13 protein-coding genes and 1 pseudogene are annotated in these 15,271 nt (G+C 63.6%); 3 read left to right on the top strand and 11 right to left on the bottom strand.

Annotated features, from left to right (window positions below; all coding sequences use genetic code 11):
- The 11 genes and pseudogenes from P3W85_RS44445 to P3W85_RS44395 form a co-directional block, all read right to left on the bottom strand.
- The coding region (locus P3W85_RS44445; protein ID WP_276269510.1) for a thiolase C-terminal domain-containing protein at nt 1–1,163 on the bottom strand (1,163 nt) is incomplete at its 3' end.
- Nucleotides 1,160–1,588, bottom strand: coding sequence for a Zn-ribbon domain-containing OB-fold protein (locus tag P3W85_RS44440; RefSeq protein WP_276269509.1), 429 nt, complete (start codon nt 1,586–1,588; stop codon nt 1,160–1,162). The genes P3W85_RS44440 and P3W85_RS44445, both read right to left, overlap by 4 nt.
- Nucleotides 1,585–2,403 carry an enoyl-CoA hydratase/isomerase family protein gene (locus P3W85_RS44435; protein WP_276269508.1) on the bottom strand — a complete coding sequence of 273 codons (819 nt, stop codon included), beginning with the start codon at nt 2,401–2,403 and terminating at the stop codon, nt 1,585–1,587. Before P3W85_RS44435 ends, P3W85_RS44440 begins: the two co-directional genes overlap by 4 nt.
- 107 nt (nt 2,404–2,510) lie before the next feature.
- Nucleotides 2,511–3,290, bottom strand: coding sequence for an SDR family oxidoreductase (locus P3W85_RS44430; RefSeq protein WP_276269507.1), 780 nt, complete (start codon nt 3,288–3,290; stop codon nt 2,511–2,513).
- Nucleotides 3,291–3,591: 301 nt separating this feature from the next.
- Nucleotides 3,592–4,869 (bottom strand): CaiB/BaiF CoA transferase family protein, encoded by a 1,278-nt coding sequence (locus tag P3W85_RS44425; RefSeq protein ID WP_276269506.1) that lies wholly within the window; start codon nt 4,867–4,869, stop codon nt 3,592–3,594.
- Nucleotides 4,870–4,942: 73 nt separating this feature from the next.
- Nucleotides 4,943–5,134: pseudogene (locus P3W85_RS44420) on the bottom strand (GMC oxidoreductase); the annotation flags it as partial.
- 475 nt (nt 5,135–5,609) lie between these two features.
- Nucleotides 5,610–6,164, bottom strand: a complete 555-nt coding sequence (locus tag P3W85_RS44415) for a carboxymuconolactone decarboxylase family protein (RefSeq protein WP_276269505.1) — start codon at nt 6,162–6,164, stop codon at nt 5,610–5,612.
- Between the two features lie 51 nt (nt 6,165–6,215).
- Entirely contained in the window at nt 6,216–6,842 is a 627-nt protein-coding gene (leuD, locus tag P3W85_RS44410) for a 3-isopropylmalate dehydratase small subunit (protein ID WP_276269504.1), read from the bottom strand.
- 1 nt (nt 6,843) lies between these two features.
- Entirely contained in the window at nt 6,844–8,241 is a 1,398-nt protein-coding gene (gene leuC / locus P3W85_RS44405; RefSeq protein WP_276269503.1) for a 3-isopropylmalate dehydratase large subunit, read from the bottom strand.
- Nucleotides 8,242–8,265: 24 nt separating this feature from the next.
- The gene (locus P3W85_RS44400) at nt 8,266–9,186 is read right to left on the bottom strand and encodes a Bug family tripartite tricarboxylate transporter substrate binding protein (RefSeq protein ID WP_276269502.1); all 921 of its coding nucleotides are present in this window, start codon (nt 9,184–9,186) and stop codon (nt 8,266–8,268) included.
- A 409-nt stretch (nt 9,187–9,595) separates the two neighbouring features.
- The gene (locus P3W85_RS44395) at nt 9,596–11,275 is read right to left on the bottom strand and encodes a sigma-54 interaction domain-containing protein (RefSeq protein ID WP_276269501.1); all 1,680 of its coding nucleotides are present in this window, start codon (nt 11,273–11,275) and stop codon (nt 9,596–9,598) included.
- Between the two features lie 279 nt (nt 11,276–11,554).
- Between P3W85_RS44395 and P3W85_RS44390 the strand changes: the two genes are divergently transcribed.
- The 3 genes from P3W85_RS44390 to P3W85_RS44380 are packed head-to-tail and all read left to right on the top strand — an operon-like array spanning nt 11,555 to nt 15,271.
- A complete protein-coding gene (locus P3W85_RS44390; protein ID WP_276269500.1) occupies nt 11,555–12,784 on the top strand; it encodes a CaiB/BaiF CoA transferase family protein in 1,230 nt (409 codons plus the stop codon).
- 10 nt (nt 12,785–12,794) lie between these two features.
- Nucleotides 12,795–13,574, top strand: a complete 780-nt coding sequence (locus P3W85_RS44385; protein ID WP_276269499.1) for an enoyl-CoA hydratase-related protein — start codon at nt 12,795–12,797, stop codon at nt 13,572–13,574.
- Nucleotides 13,575–13,591: 17 nt separating this feature from the next.
- Nucleotides 13,592–15,271 (top strand): class I adenylate-forming enzyme family protein, encoded by a 1,680-nt coding sequence (locus tag P3W85_RS44380; RefSeq protein ID WP_276269498.1) that lies wholly within the window; start codon nt 13,592–13,594, stop codon nt 15,269–15,271.

Below are 15,271 nucleotides of genomic sequence, written 5' to 3'. Positions count from 1 at the left end.
GCGAGAATCACGGTGCAGTGGGAAGACAGGATGCCGCCCTCGTTGTGCACGAGCGCGACCTCGGCGCCATCGACCTGGCGTTCGCCCAAGCCGCCGCGCAATTGGCGCACCGCCTCGACGATGCCGAACAGTCCGCCCGCTGCGCCGGCATGGGCGTGCGACAGCATCCCGCCGTGGGTGTTCACCGGCAGCTTGCCGCCGATGCGCGCGTGTCCGCCCGCGACGAACGCCCCGCCCTCACCCGGTTCGCAGAAGCCCAGCTCTTCCAACTCGATGATCGGCACGATGGTGAAGCAGTCGTACAACTCCGCCACATCGATGTCCTGCGGACCCAGGCCCGCCATTTCGTAGGCGATACGCCCAGACTCCTTGGCGCCGAACTCGGTCAGGCTGGGCGCGCACATCAGGTGTTCGTGCGTGTGATATTCCCCAATGCCCTGCAGGAACGCCGGTCGGCTGTGCAGATCGCGCGCGCGCTCAGCCGATGTCACGATGAATGCCCCGCCCGCGTCCGAGATCAGGCAACAGTCGAGCATGCCCAGTGGATCGGCGATAGGCTTGGCCGTCAGCACGTCGTCGAGCGTCAACGGCTTCTTCATATGGGCATTCGGGTGCAACAACGCGTGGTCACGGGCCATGACCGCCACGTGAGCGAGCTGTTCGCGAGTGGTGCCATAGACATGCATATGGCGCTGCGCGATCATCGCGTAGAGGCCTGGAATCGACGCGCCATAAGGCTGCTCGAAGTACGGGTGGCCCACCGCCATCAGCGCCGCCACGGCGGCGTCGCGGGACTGGCCGGTGGCGCGGTTCTCACCCGCGCAGACGAGGATGGTCTCGACCTGTCCGCTAACGATCGCTTCCGCGGCATGCTTCAACATCACGGCCGGGCTCGCGCCCCCGACCACCATCGACGCATTGAAGCGAGGCTTGATGCCCAGGTACTCGCAAAGCACCGAGCCCAGCATGAAATAGGGCTCAGTGAATGAGTACGCGGTCAGCACGCCATCGATGTCCGAGACCTTCAGGCCGGCATCTTCGAGCGCACGCTTGGCGGCCTGTGCGTTCAGCCCCAGCCCCGACATATTCGGTACGCGGCCGATATCGGACTCGCCGATGCCGACGATGGCCACTTTGTTCTTCAACGATGCAGGTGTCTTCATCGATCGACCTTTGCTGTGGCTGCGACGGGCTGGAACTGGGGCACCATGGCGCCGTCACCGCGTTCCTCGAATGTCACCTCGACTCGGTCCCCGATCGACACCGATAGCGCATTGTCGCCAACGATGTTGGCCACCATGCGCGGGCCTTCGTCGAGTTCGATCATGGCCACCACATAGGGGACCTTGTCGTTGAACGCGGGCATGGAGGCGCGACGGATGATGGTGAAACTGTGGACGCTGCCCGTACCCGCGCTCTGCACCCATTCGAGCTCGTCGGACCAGCACTCCGGACAAAGGTGGCGGGGCATGAAATGCAGAGCCTCGCATGCCTTGCAGCGACGGATCAGCAGCTTGCGCTCGCGCGCGGCATTCCAATAGGGTTGCGAGTCGGCGTTGGCGATCGGCTGGGGAAGCTGCACGCTCATGGCTGGCCTCCCCCGAGCGGGAGATCACGGTCCGCCGCGCCGGCAAAATCGGCGCTGCGACGCTCAAGCGCTGCGGCCAGCCCTTCACGGAACTCGGGATTGGACATCGCCATCGCCTGCCCGAACCCCTCGAATGCGAACATGTCGTTCAGCGTCGTTTCGAAACTGCGCGCCATCAAGATCTTTGCCAGGCCCATGACTTCGGCGGGGCCGTCTGCCAGCCGCTGTGCCTCGCGCAGGCCGGCCTCGCGCAGCTCGGCATCCGGTACAACCCGAGAGACCAAGCCGAGCTCCGCCGCCTGCTGCGCGGTCATGCTCGCTCCGCTAAACAGGAAGTCCTTGGCGCGCGCCATGCCAATCAGTCGCGGCAGGTGATACATCATGCCGATGTCGGGGATGGCGCCGAGGCGGAAAAATCCCGACATGAACTTCGCGCTTTCCCCGGCGATCAAGACGTCGCCGGTCAGCGCCAGCCCCATCCCGCCGCCTACGGCGTGCCCGTTCACGCCGACCACGACCGGCTTGTCCAGTGTAATCAGCGGCGTCAGCCAACGCCCCAGGCCGCGAAAGCGACGGTGGACCGGCCACGGATCGCACGCAGTCTTCAACATGTTGAGATCGCCGCCCGAGCAGAACGTCGGGCCGTCGCCGGTCAGGAACACGGAACGAACGGTCCGGTCCCGCTCGGCCAAGGCGACCGCGTCGCCGATCTGCTCTCGCAGCGCAGACGTCAGCGAGTTGCGGTTCTCAGGATTCGAAAGCCGCACGATGAGTACGGGACCGTCACGCTCCGTGATTACGATCTTTTCCGTCATGGTTTTGTCTCCAATTGCCTGCCATCCGCCGAGCGGATGGCGATGTCTCGATGGGTACTCGGTCCACTTCTGGCACTTCCTCATCGCCAGGCGGACCTGCGTGTATGTCATTCAGCGACGTATTTCAGCCAACGTCCGCCGTCGACGATCAGGTTCTCACCAGTGACGTAGCACGCAAGGTCCGACGCCAGATAGGCTGCCGCATTCGCGATGTCCTGCTTGCGGCCAAAGCGGCCCAGCGCGGTCTTCTTCGCTTCAAGCTCGCCGCGTCCCGTCTCGATGTACATCCGGCGCACGCCCTCGGTGTCGCCGATCGGCCCCGGAGAAATCGTATTCACGCGGATGCCGTCGCCGCCCCACTCGACCGCCAGCGTCCGCGACAGAGAAAGAATGCCGCCCTTGGCCGCTGACGCGTGCGCCGCACCCGGCCAGCCTGTCACGCCAAGCATAGTGATGATGCTAATGATCGAGCCGCCGTGCGACGAGGCCTTCAGGTAGGGATATGCCGCGTGGCACCCGTGGAATGTGCCATTGAGATCGATGTCGATCACCGTCCGCCAACCGTTCGGCGACAGCTCGGCGGTCGGGCATACGAAGTTCCCGGCGGCGTTGTTCACCAGGATGTCGAGACCGCCGAACTGCTGCACGGTCGCTTCCACCGCTTGCTTGACCTCTTCGTAGTTGCGCACATCGGTCCGGCATGCCGCTGCCGTCCCGCCTTCGCGGTTGATGGCCTCCGCCGCGGCCTGCACGCTCTCCTCGGTGCGCCCCACCAGCATGACCTTTGCCCCCAGCCTCGCGTAAAGGTTGGCGATATCGAGTCCAAGGCCGCTGCCACCGCCGGTGATCAGCGCAACGCGGCCCTTCAATGTGTCGTCCTTGTACATCAATTCCTCTCCATGGGTTCGTTGTGTCGTATCCCGTCTTAACGCAAGCCGCATGCCAATACGCGAGCAGGTCCTACGACGCCCCACCGCTGGCGGAAAGTAGGGCTATTCCGCGCGCCGCGCGCAGATTTCCGGCAGACACCTCGCGATGGAGTGTCCTTGCTGAACACCAACATGTGCGCGGTGACGACAGCTCGAATGCACAGCGCGAGCGGTCAGACCTCGCGCGATGAGCCGACGCCCAAAGTGGAAACGGCCTGGTGTCAACCAGGCCGTCCGAAACTCCGAAGCCACGCTGTCGCTAAGCTGTGGCGCCCGTTGCGACGGCACCGAAGGCGCCGGCCTGTGCGAGCTGCGCGAGCCGTTCACGGTCGTAGCCGAGCCAGTCAGCCAGTACCTCGGTAGTGTGCTCGCCGACTTGTGGCGCCAACACCGGATCGGCCAGCGGCGTGCCGGAATAGCGGATCGGCAACGACACGTTGGGGACCCAGCCCAGTTCCGGATGCGGAATGCGCGTCACCATCCCGCGTTCGCGCGCCTCTGGAGAGCGCAACGCCTCGCCAACTGTGCGGACTTCCCCGCATGGCACGCCTGCCTCGCGCATGCGCGCCTTCCAGTGATCCCACGGCTGCTGGGCAAATGCCTCGTCCAGCAGCGCGAACAGTTCTCCGCGTCGAGCGATGCGGTCGCGCCCGGTGGCGTAAGCGGGATCGGCTGCGACTTCCGGAAGGTTCAGCACCTGCCTCATCAAGCGCTGAAAGATCTTGTCGTTACCCGAGTTGATGAAGAAGGACCGGTCCTTCGACCTGAACACGCCTGACGGGCAGGTGTCGGGGCTAGTATTGCCGTGGCGGGATGGCTCGACTCCGGTGAAGAGCTGCTGCATCGCCGCATAACCCGTCATCAGGATCGCGCTATCCAGCAGGGCCACTTCTATCGCTTGGCCCTCACCGGTCCGCCCTCTCGCCACCAACGCGCCGAGGATGGCGTTGCAGGCCAGCATCGCGGTGCTGATATCCATCACCGACGACATGGCGCGCACGCCTTCGCGGTCGGCATAGCCATTCATCGACACGAAGCCGCTCTCGGCCTGTACGATGGGATCGAAGCCCAGCCGGTCGGAAAACGCCCCGGTGCGACCATACGCAGATACCGAGCAGAATATCAGCGCGGGATTGCTTTTGCGGCAGGCATCGTAGTGCAGACCCAGCCGTTCCATCACGCCGGTTGAGAAGTTCTCGACCACCACGTCGGCCTTGGCGATCAGCTCGCGCGCCACCGCAATTCCTTCCGCCGACTTCAGGTCGAGTGTGATGCTGCGCTTGTTGCGGTTGGTCCAGATGAACGGGGCGCCACCGCCCAGCGCAGCCTCGTACGGAGGGTACTGGCGGAAATCGTCCCCTTTGCCGGGCGCCTCGATCTTTATAACCTCTGCGCCCATATCGGCCAGGACCATGGTGGCGAAGGGTCCGGCGATGAAATGCGTGAAGTCCACGACCTTCAGTCCCTTCAAGGCGAGATCCGCGCCTGCGGGACGGGACTGGTGCTCGGGAAATTCGGCTTCAAGTTTGCTGAACATGGGATGTCGATAGGAGTGTGTCATTCTGTGATGAGAAAATGCGTCCGGGGCGGGAGAGCCACCGACGCGGTGATCATTCGGCGTCGCGCATCGCGGTGGCATCGGCGCGGATCATGTCCGCCCCCTTCTCGCCAATCACGACGGCGGCGGCATTGGTATTGCCGGAGGTGACGGTTGGCATCACCGAGGCATCGACCACCCGGAGCCGCGCCACGCCGTGCACGCGCAGCTGCGTGTCCACCACCGCCATCCGGTCATAGCCCATGTCCGGCACCCACCACGATGTAGTCGATTTTTTCCGCTGCCGGACTCACGATGAGCTTTTTCATGGCGTACATGTCTCCTTGCTGGCCAATTGCCTGCGGCCAAGCTCGTTGTTATTGGTGTGTTTCGGATACAAGGCTTTTAAGCAATGCGCATGCCTGATCCACCCGAGGTCACAGGTTGAGCTGCCTCCGTCGCTGGCGCAAGGGGTGGCAACCACCGAGGCGATGCCGACCCCGGGCTATACCCTTGAAATGTGTTCTGGAACTGTATTTAGCGAGAACACCCATGTGCTTTGTAACGACAGGATGGAGGATTGTCGTTGCAATGGGCTGACGCCATGCAGATGAAATGCCGTGAGATGACGAGCGGTGGGGCGGGGAGCAAGACGCGAGCGGCGTGCCTAGCTGGATGGACGCCTGCGGAGGAATGCCGTACCGCCTGATCGGCGGTACGTTGTGGCACAGACAGCGCTCTTATTTGCTTTCGCGGAAGGCGGGATAGAGGTTCACGTAGCCCTGCTCCATCCGCTGCTTCGCGCGCTTGGCCGCGTGTTCGCGGGACATCGGCTGGAAGCCGTACCCCGAAACGAGTCGTGACATGAAGGTCGCGCGGGCGGTCACGGCGATGGCATCGTGCAGGGCCTGCTCGTCCCAGCCGGCCTCGAATACCGCATCGGCATCGGCCTGGGACATCTCGTTGGGCGTCAGTGTCAGCTTATGTACAAACGCCAGCAGCGGCCTCAGGCGGGCTTCGACGGGGGCGCTATCCGGGTTCTCAAGCAAGCGATCAACCAAGCCCTGTTCAATCCCCCACGCATAGGCCACCTCGGAGTGCGCCACATACACCATTTTGCAGCCAGCGACACCGGCCGCATAAGCGAAGATCAACTCACGCTCGCCCTGGCTCAGGGGCGAGGGACCGTTCATCAGCGCCTGGCTCATCACTGACCAGGGACCGTATATCTCCGGATACTTGTTGTAGACGACGGGAGGGCCGGCATCGGCCGCGAGGGACTTAAAGAAGGACATGGGAATCACCTTTTCGCTATGAATGGAATGGGGGCTCGATACAAAGCACAATCAATGCCCGCCGTCCGTGCGCTCGAACAGCCAGTCGAATCTTCGCCGGTAAGCCTGCTCGAATGCGGTGATCGCACCATCGTGCCGCATCGTGAAGCCGATGTCGTCGAGCCCTTCAAGCAGGCAGTGCTTGCGAAAGGCATCGATCTGGAAGGAATGGAGTGCGCCGTCCGTGCCGGTGACGGTCTGTCGGGGCAGATCCACGCGAAGGGTCGCGCCGGGCCGAGCATGCAGCTGCTGTCGCAGCTTCGCGCAGACATCGGCATCGAGTCGCACCGGCAAGAGCCCTCCCTTAAGCGCGTTAAGATAGAAGATGTCACCGAAGTCAGCGGCAATCACGCAACGGATGCCGTAGTCGATCAGCCCCCACGGCGCCTGCTCGCGGCTTGATCCGCTGCCGAAATTGCGATCGCCCACGAGGATGCAAGCGTGGCGGTACGGCGCCTGGTTCAGCACGAACTCGGGAACTTCGCTGCCATCCTCGCGAAATCGCATGTCGCGAAACAGGAAGTCCTGATAGCCCTGCTGCCGGGGTCGGCGCAGGAAGCGCGCGGGCAAAATCTGGTCCGTATCAGCGGGCAGGTCCAGCGGAGCGGCAACGCCTTCAAGTATCTCGAATCGTTCCATCTCAAGCTCCAAGCGTGCGCACGTCGGTGATGCGCCCAGTGAGTGCGGCGGCCGCGGCCATTGCCGGGCTCACCAGATGCGTCCTGCTGCCCTTGCCCTGCCGCCCGACGAAATTGCGGTTGGACGTCGATGCGCACCGCTTGCCAGGTCCAACCACGTCGCCGTTCATGCCCACGCACATCGAGCAACCCGATGCGCCCCAGGTACAGCCCGCGTCGCGGAAGATACGGTCAAGACCTTCAGCTTCTGCGGCCAGCTTCACCTGCGTCGAGCCGGGCACGACCAGCGTCGGGACCGTCGCGCGCCTCCCTCGCAGAATCTTGGACGCCGCCCGCAGGTCTTCCAGTCGCGCGTTGGTGCAGGATCCGATAAAGACCTGATCGATCTCGATATCGGTCAGCGCCATACCGGGCGCCAGACCCATGTAGTCGAGCGTCCGTTGCATGTCGGCACGGCGCTGCGAATCAGGCTGCAACGCCGGATCGGGCACGCGTCCATTGACCGGCAGCACGTCGGCGGGACTGTTGCCCCATGTCACCATCGGCGCCAGCGTGCTGGCATCGAGCGAGACTTCGCTATCGAACACCGCGCCGGCATCGGACGGCAGCGAACGCCAGTATTGAAGCGCCTTGTCCCACTGCGCGCCGCTAGGCGCGAATGGGCGGCCTTGCAGATAGGCGTAGGTGGTGTCGTCCGGGGCCACCATGCCGGCTCGCGCGCCGGCATCGATCGACATATTGCAGACAGTCAGGCGCTCCTCGATCGACATCGCCTGCACCGTCGAGCCCGCGTATTCGATCACGTGTCCGGTGGCGCCGTTGATGCCGATCTTCGCGATGATCGCCAGGATCACGTCCTTGGCGGTCACGCCGGCGGGCAGAGCGCCGTCGACCGAGATGCGCATGGTCTTCGCGCGACGCTGCCAGGTGGTCTGCGTCGCCAGCACGTGCATGATATCGCTGGTGCCGAGCCCAAACGCAAGCGCTCCCAGCGCGCCGTGGGTCGATGTGTGGGAGTCCCCGCAGACCAGCAACATCCCGGGCTGCGTCAGTCCCTGCTCCGGCCCGACCACGTGCACGATGCCCTGGCGTGGATCGCCAAGCGGAAATTGGACAATGCCGAATTTCTCGGTATTCCGCGACAGCAGGTCCACGGCGCGCCGCTGCTCAGGATCGGCAATGGCAGCAAGTTCGGCGCGCTGCGTCGACACGCCGTGATCGGGCGTGCCGAACACTTGGTCGGGCCTACGCACGCCCAACCCCCGCCCCTCCAGGAAGTCGAAGGCGTGTAGTGATCCGTCGTGCACAAAGTGGCGCGCTACGTGCAGCAGCGTCTGGCCATCCTCGCGCTGCAGGATGGCGTGGGCGTCCCAGATCTTCTCGTATAGCGTCTTGCTCATCTCAGCTCTTCGGCTCGCGCCGGTTCAATCGGCAATGATGTTGGCGTCCCTGATCAGCTTGCGGAATTTGTCCTCGTCGGTGCGCAGCACTCCCGCGAACTGCTCTGGCGTGCGCACCGGCGAGATTTCCTGGCCCACGGCATCCAGGCGCCGGATGATGTCGTGGTCCGCGCGGGCGAAGGCCATCGCTTCCGCCAGCCGGGACTTTGCCGCAGCCGGGATCCCCGCCGGCCCGACCACACCCACCCAGACCTCGAACGTCACATCCGGATAGCCCAGCTCGCGGAATGTCGGGACGTCCGGAAATTTCGGCGAGCGCCGGTTCAAACTGATCGCCAACGGACGCAAGGTACCGCTCTTTAATAATTCCGCCATCGAGGTCGCGGCGCCCATCACAAAGCTGAGCCGGCCGGCGACGGCGTCCGGAAGTGCGGCGCCGATGCCCTTGTACGGCACGTGTGTGAACGAAACCCCAGCCTGGCGCGCGAGCAGCTCCACCGGAAGGTGATTGGTAGCGCCAATGCCCGCCGAGCCGTAGCTGACTTGCCCGGGGCTCTTGCGAGCGGCGGCGATCAGTTCCGCGAGAGTCCTGTACGGCCCGGCGCCGCGCGTCACCAGCAGGGACGGTGAGCGAACCATTTCGCCGATCGCGGTGAAGTCGCTGACCGCATAGCCGGCGCGAGGATTGACATGCGGCACCGTCACCAGCGTGTTGGCGGCGGCCAGCAGCGTATAGCCGTCGGCCGGCGCCTTCATCACTTGCCTGATTGCCAGCAGCGAGCTGGCACCGGAAACGTTCTCGACCACGACCGGTTGCTTGAGGAACACCGACATCTTCTCGGCGTAATACCGCGCGCTCTGGTCGACGAGCGTACCCGCGACGGTACCGACGACGATGCGGATCTGCCGGGATGGAAACGCGGGGTCCTGCGCCAGCACGGGCATTGGCAACAGTGCCGACGCCGGCGCGATGCCGGCCAGGCAATGAAGAAATCTGCGACGCTTCATGGAAATGATGTCTCCTGTCATGCATTTGCCGATCGCCGCACGTTGCGGCGGACGCTGGCCCGTTGCTCGCGCATGCGTCCGGATCGGGGCTCCGCTCGAAACGGACCCTCCTGTTAGCACGATCGAGTCTACACAACGGCCAGGTGGCAATCGGTTTGAATTTCTAACCAATGCAACTGAATTTCTAACCAATGCAACCGTGCGGCGCAGCGATTCACCCGCCAGGCAATGATGCCCCGTGCGGGCCCCGCGAACCCATATCGACACAGGAGTCCCAGGACAAACGCAAGGCGGAAATGCGGCAGGAAACTGCGGCAGCATGGCGCCGCCGCCTCCGGTGCGGCGCTTACAGTTCAATGATCACGTCCCCGCGCTTGGCGGAAATCTCCTTGAGACGCTTGTACAGATAGGACCGAGAAATGCCGAGTTCCTCTGCCACGCGCTTCTTGTTCCCGCGCGTGCGCACCATCGCTTCCATGATCAAATCGGATTCGACCCGATCTTTGGCGTCGCGGACATCCGAGACATTGGAAGGGTCGCGCCGCATGGTCCGCGCCGCATTGCCGCGCTCGAGCAAGCTTTCCGCGCTCTCGAGACTGCCGAAGCTCTCAATGCCGAGCGCGGGGCCATCGCAGAAGATCGCGGCACGCTCGATCGCATGCTGCAACTGGCGGATATTGCCCGGCCACGCGCGCGACTGCAGGAAACGGATCGCCGCGTCGGTGATGCCCTTCTTCTGCAGTCCCTGTCGATGCGCGAAGGCCTCGAGGAAGGTGCTCGCCAACTCCGGGATATCCTCGAGCCGGTCACGCAGCGGCGGCAGGCGCAGGGTCACCGCGCTGATGCGGTAGAACAGGTCGAGGCGGAATGTGCTCTCGGCAATCATCGCGCCGAAATCGCGGTTACTCGCCGAAATTAGCCGGAAATCCGACTGCCGGGCCTTGTCGCCACCCACTCGTTCGAAGAGGCCGTCCTGCAGCACGCGCAACAGCTTGACCTGGATATCAAGCGGCATGTCGCCAATCTCGTCGAGGAACAGGCTGCCGGTGTCCGCCGCCTCGAACTTTCCCTTCCGGCCCTTCTTGTCCGCGCCGGTGAAGGCACCGGCCTCGTAGCCGAACAGCTCGCTCTCCACCAGGTTGGCCGGCATGGCTGCGGAGTTGACCACCACGAGCGGCTTGTCGTTGCGCGGACTCAGCATGTGGATCGCGTGCGCGACTAGCTCCTTGCCTGTCCCGCTTTCGCCCGCCAGCAGCACGGGGACGTCGAGCGGCGCGACCCGGATAATGTCTTCCTTCAGTCGCCGGACAGCCTCACTATTGCCCACCATCTGATCCAATCCGTACTTGCGGTTGCGAATGCCGGACAGCTCGCGCCGGTAGAAATCCAGTTCCTTCTTCACCCGGGTCAGTTCCTCGGTCATCTGGCTGATGACCTCGGGGCCCTTGAACATGACCTGACCAATCGCGGCGACGACCCGCTCGTTGCGGTCGAAGATGGGGATGCGCGACACGATGCGCGTTACGCCCTTCATCTCCAGCAGTTGCGCAACCTGCGCCTTCCCTGACGCCACACATTCATGCAGACGCGTGTTTTCGATAACCTCGGTGACGTGGCGTCCGATCGCCTCGCCATGCTTCAGTCCAAAGAAGCGTTCATGCACCGGGCTCATATACGCGATCTTGCCACCCGGGTCGACAACCACCATAGCGCGGTAGGGGTCCGTAATGAAGTGCCGGAGAATGTCCTCGGCAGAATCGACGCTAGCGAGGAACTCGTTGAGGTCATCCGATTCACCAGCCTCGAAAATCAAGAAACACACCCCGTCGGTATTGTGCACCGCAGCAATTGTCAGTGGTTGCTCCAGATCAGTCATCGCCCAGAGGCGCCGAAGTGGCACCCTGCCGCGATTCCGCCACGCCGCAGCAAGGGATCGGGCAACGAACACGTCCTTCCCAAGTCCGCTTGCGAATCGGGTCTGGCCTTCCTCGTCTAACACGAAGATTCCTTTTGTCTCTCTCTTCATCACCGTCTCTGCTGTGATCTCTATCTGTCTTTAGTGTATTCGATGAGGACACCGCTCTGTAGTCGGAAAACGCAGCTCACCTCGCGAGAACAGGCGAGCGCTGTCCCTCGCGCGCTTGCCACGCCGCCCGGAAAGTCCTCCAAATCGCCGTGGAAGCCAGCTTGGAGGCCAAGCCCGCGCGGGCTTTGCGATTCCTTGACGCACATCCTGTGCCAGCGGCACGACTCTGTGGCATGAGGCTTGCATTAATGGGGCACTTACCCACCCAGGCAGCAACGCATGACTACACTGAGTGAATTGCCCAAGCAGCCCCTATCCGCCGGCCTCGAACTTCTGAAGGGCGTCAGCGTCTTGGATCTGACGACATCCGTTGCAGGCCCCTACGGCACGCTGCTGCTCGCCGACCTCGGCGCGGAAGTCGTCAAGGTCGAGCGGCCATCGACCGGCGACGACACACGCGCATGGGGGCCGCCGTTCCTCGATGGCGAATCGTTGTGGTTTCTCGCTGTCAACCGGAACAAGTCCAGCATTACCATTGACCTGACCCGAGCGGAAGGCCGGCAGGTTCTGGACCAGCTGATCAAGATCTCCGACGTGGTCGTGGTGAACACCAGCGCAGCGGTGCAGGCCAAGCTGGGCGTCGACTATGCGAGGCTGAGCGCAATCCACCCCGGGCTGATCCATGTTTCCATCACTGGCTTTGGCCTGCAGGGCCCGCGCGCGGAACTGCCTTGCTACGACCTGATCGCCGAAGGCTACGCCGGCATCATGGATCTGACTGGCGAGCCGTCCAATGGGCCACAAAAGGTCGGCACACCGGCCTCCGACCTTCTCGCCGGCCAGGACGCTGCGATGGCTACCCTCGCAGCGCTGTACGATCGGCAACGGACCGGAAAGGGCCGGCAGATCGATATCTCGATGGTCGCCAGCTCGGTCCGTTTCATGGCACCCCGGATCGTTCCATATCTCGGTTCCGACGAGATGCCGCGCCGCTCGGGCGGGCGCGACTCCGTAATTGCCATCTATCAGGTGTTCGATACCGCCGACCATCCGCTGACCCTCGGCCTGGGCAATGACGCCATCTGGAAACGTTTCTGGAGCGCGGTCGGCAAGCCGGAGTTCGGCGCACAGGCTGAACTCGACACCAACGCCAAGCGGCGCAATGCGCGCGAGCGGATCGTCGCGGCCATCGCCGACATCCTGATCGGCCGCCCCCGGGCAGAGTGGCTCAAGCTGTTCGCCACACACCGGATCCCGGCCGGCCCGATCAACACCATTGAGCAACTAGTCGCCGATCCGGTGCTGCGCGACGACGGCCTGTTCTTTGCGATCGACGGGCCGCAGGGCCCTATTCCGCAGGTCGGTCTCGGCATCCGCTTCGACGGGCGGACCGAGACCACACGCATGCCCCCTCCCACGCTCGGTCAGCACTCCGGGCAAATACTCGGCCAACGTCTGTCGATGTCACCCACCTGCATCGCCGGACTAACGGATTCGGAAATCGTTTAAAGGAAAAGACATGGCATACGAAGAGATTCTCTACCAGGAAGACGGCCCCATCGGCACCATCACGCTGAACCGGCCACACGACGGCAACATGTTCACCGAGCGGATGTGCCACGAGATCCGCGACTGCATCAACGACATCCGCCGTGAAACCCGTACGCGCGTGATTGTCATCACTGGCGCCGGCGACAAGTTCTTCTGCACAGGTGGTCGCAAGGACGGCATGCAGGACACCACCCTCTACGCCGGCGTGCTGCCGACGCTGGAGATGTACGAAAGCATCGATCGCCTCCAGAAGCCGGTGATCGCATCGATCAACGGCTTCGCCGTCGGCGGCGGCAATGTACTGCAGGTAGTGTGCGACCTGACCATTGCCAGGGAATCGGCCGTCTTCCGCCAGGTCGGCCCGATGGTCGGCAGCTTCGACGCGGGGTATGGCACGTGGTATCTGGAGGATCTGGTCGGCAAGAAGCGTGCGAAGGACATCTGGTACCGCAACCCGAAGATCAGCGCACAGGAGGCGCTGGAAATGGGGCTGATCAACAAGGTGGTACCGGACGCAGAACTGCAGTCCGCTACCCGCGCCTACGCGCTGGAAATCGCCGAACGCGGCGCCTTCGCCCTCGCTTCGCTGAAGAGCGCCTTTAATGCGCGCCATGGCGGCGTATCCGGACTGTCGCGGATGGCGCACGACCTGCTGCTGCGTGGCTACCTCGACAGCCAGGAACACGACGAACTTGCTGCCGCGTTTGCCGAGCGCCGTCAGCCGGACGCCGGGAAGTTCGGTCACTGAACCAGTGAGCCATTGCCATGCAAAACATCCTGACGCTTCACAATCCGCAGAATGCCAGGGACTACTACCTGTCCGGCATCTGGCAACAGGACACCCTGTACACCCTGGCCCGGCGCCATGCGCGCGAGCGGCCAAGCGCTTGCGCGCTGCGCGACGCCGACGTCCGGCTGAGCTGGCGCGAGGTCGTCGACTGGGTAGACAGCGTGGCCGAGGACCTGCACCGCAAAGGCCTGAAGCCGGGCGACCGGGTTGGCATCTGGCTGCCGAACATCGTGCATACGGTGATCGTGTTCCTGGCCTGCTCGCGTAACGGCTATGTGTGCTGTCCATCTCTGCATCAGAACTACACCGTCGACGAGATCTGCACGCTGCTGAACCGGATCCAGTGCCGCGCCCTGTTCGCGATGCCAGGCTACGGTGCAGACGCGGCCCAGCACTCCATCTTCGAGCGGGTGCGCGATATCCCCACACTCTGTGCTGTCTACGCACTAGGCGATGCCGACGTGGCCGAGACGACTGCAGCGGGCGCCGGGCCCTTTCCCGGCCGGCAGCCGCCGTCGGCGCTCACCGTGCCCGACATGAACCCCGACAAGATCGTCTACCTGGCCTTCACATCGGGCACCACCGGCCAGCCGAAGGGCGTCATGCACAGCGACAACACGCTGCTAGCGAACGGTCGGGCCATGGTCGCGGACTGGGGGCACACTGCGGACACCATTGTGCTGACGCTCAGCCCGATGAGCCACCACATTGCCACCGTGGCGATCGAACAGATGCTGGTGGTCGGGATGGAGCTCGTGATGACGAACCTGCGTCGTGGCGCCCACGCGCTCGACTGGATCGTCGACACCGGAGCCACCTATGTAATGGGCGTCCCGACCCACGCGATGGATATCCTGCAGGCCATCCGCGAGCGCGGCATGACCTCGCTGGGGGACGTGCGGACCTTCTACATGGCCGGCGCGGCGATCCCGCGTGACGTGGCGGAGAAGTTCGTCAGCCTCGGCGTGATGCCGCAGAATGTCTACGGCATGACCGAGAACGGCTCGCACAACTACACCGTTCCCACCGATACGCCGGACGCCATCGTTACGACATGTGGCCACGCCTGCCGCGGCTACGAAGTGCGTATCTGGAAGCAGGGCAATCCTGATGAGGAGGCCGAAATCGGAGAAGTTGGCGAAATCGGGGGCCGCGGCGGCACCCTGATGCTTGGCTATTTCAGCAACCAGGTTGCCACCGAGAGCTCGTTCAACATCCACGGCTGGTTCATGAGCGGCGACCTCGGAATCATGGACGCGAACGGCTGCCTGATCATTGTCGGCCGCAAGAAGGACCTGATCATCCGCGGCGGCCATAACATCCATCCCGCGCATATCGAAGAGCTGGCTATGCGCCATAGGGCCGTGGAGCGTGCTGCGGCCTTTCCAGTGCCCGATGAGCGGCTCGGGGAGAAGGTTTGCCTGTCGGTGATCCTCCGCTCCGGACAGCAGGTCGCCCCCCAGGACATGCTGTCGCATCTCGCCACCTGTGGACTTTCCAAGTACGACATGCCCGAATACTTCATCGACATGGAAGCCTTCCCGCTGACCGCCAGCGGCAAGATCCTCAAACGCGAACTCGTCGAGATGGCGCGTCTGGGAAAAATTTCGCCGGTTGCGGTCCGTTATAAGGCGGCCGCAGGGTCGGGAGCCTGA

This window comes from Cupriavidus basilensis, assembly GCF_029335485.1.
GTDB classification, from domain to species: domain Bacteria; phylum Pseudomonadota; class Gammaproteobacteria; order Burkholderiales; family Burkholderiaceae; genus Cupriavidus; species Cupriavidus basilensis_E.
This window is presented reverse-complemented; position numbering and strand designations above follow the sequence as displayed.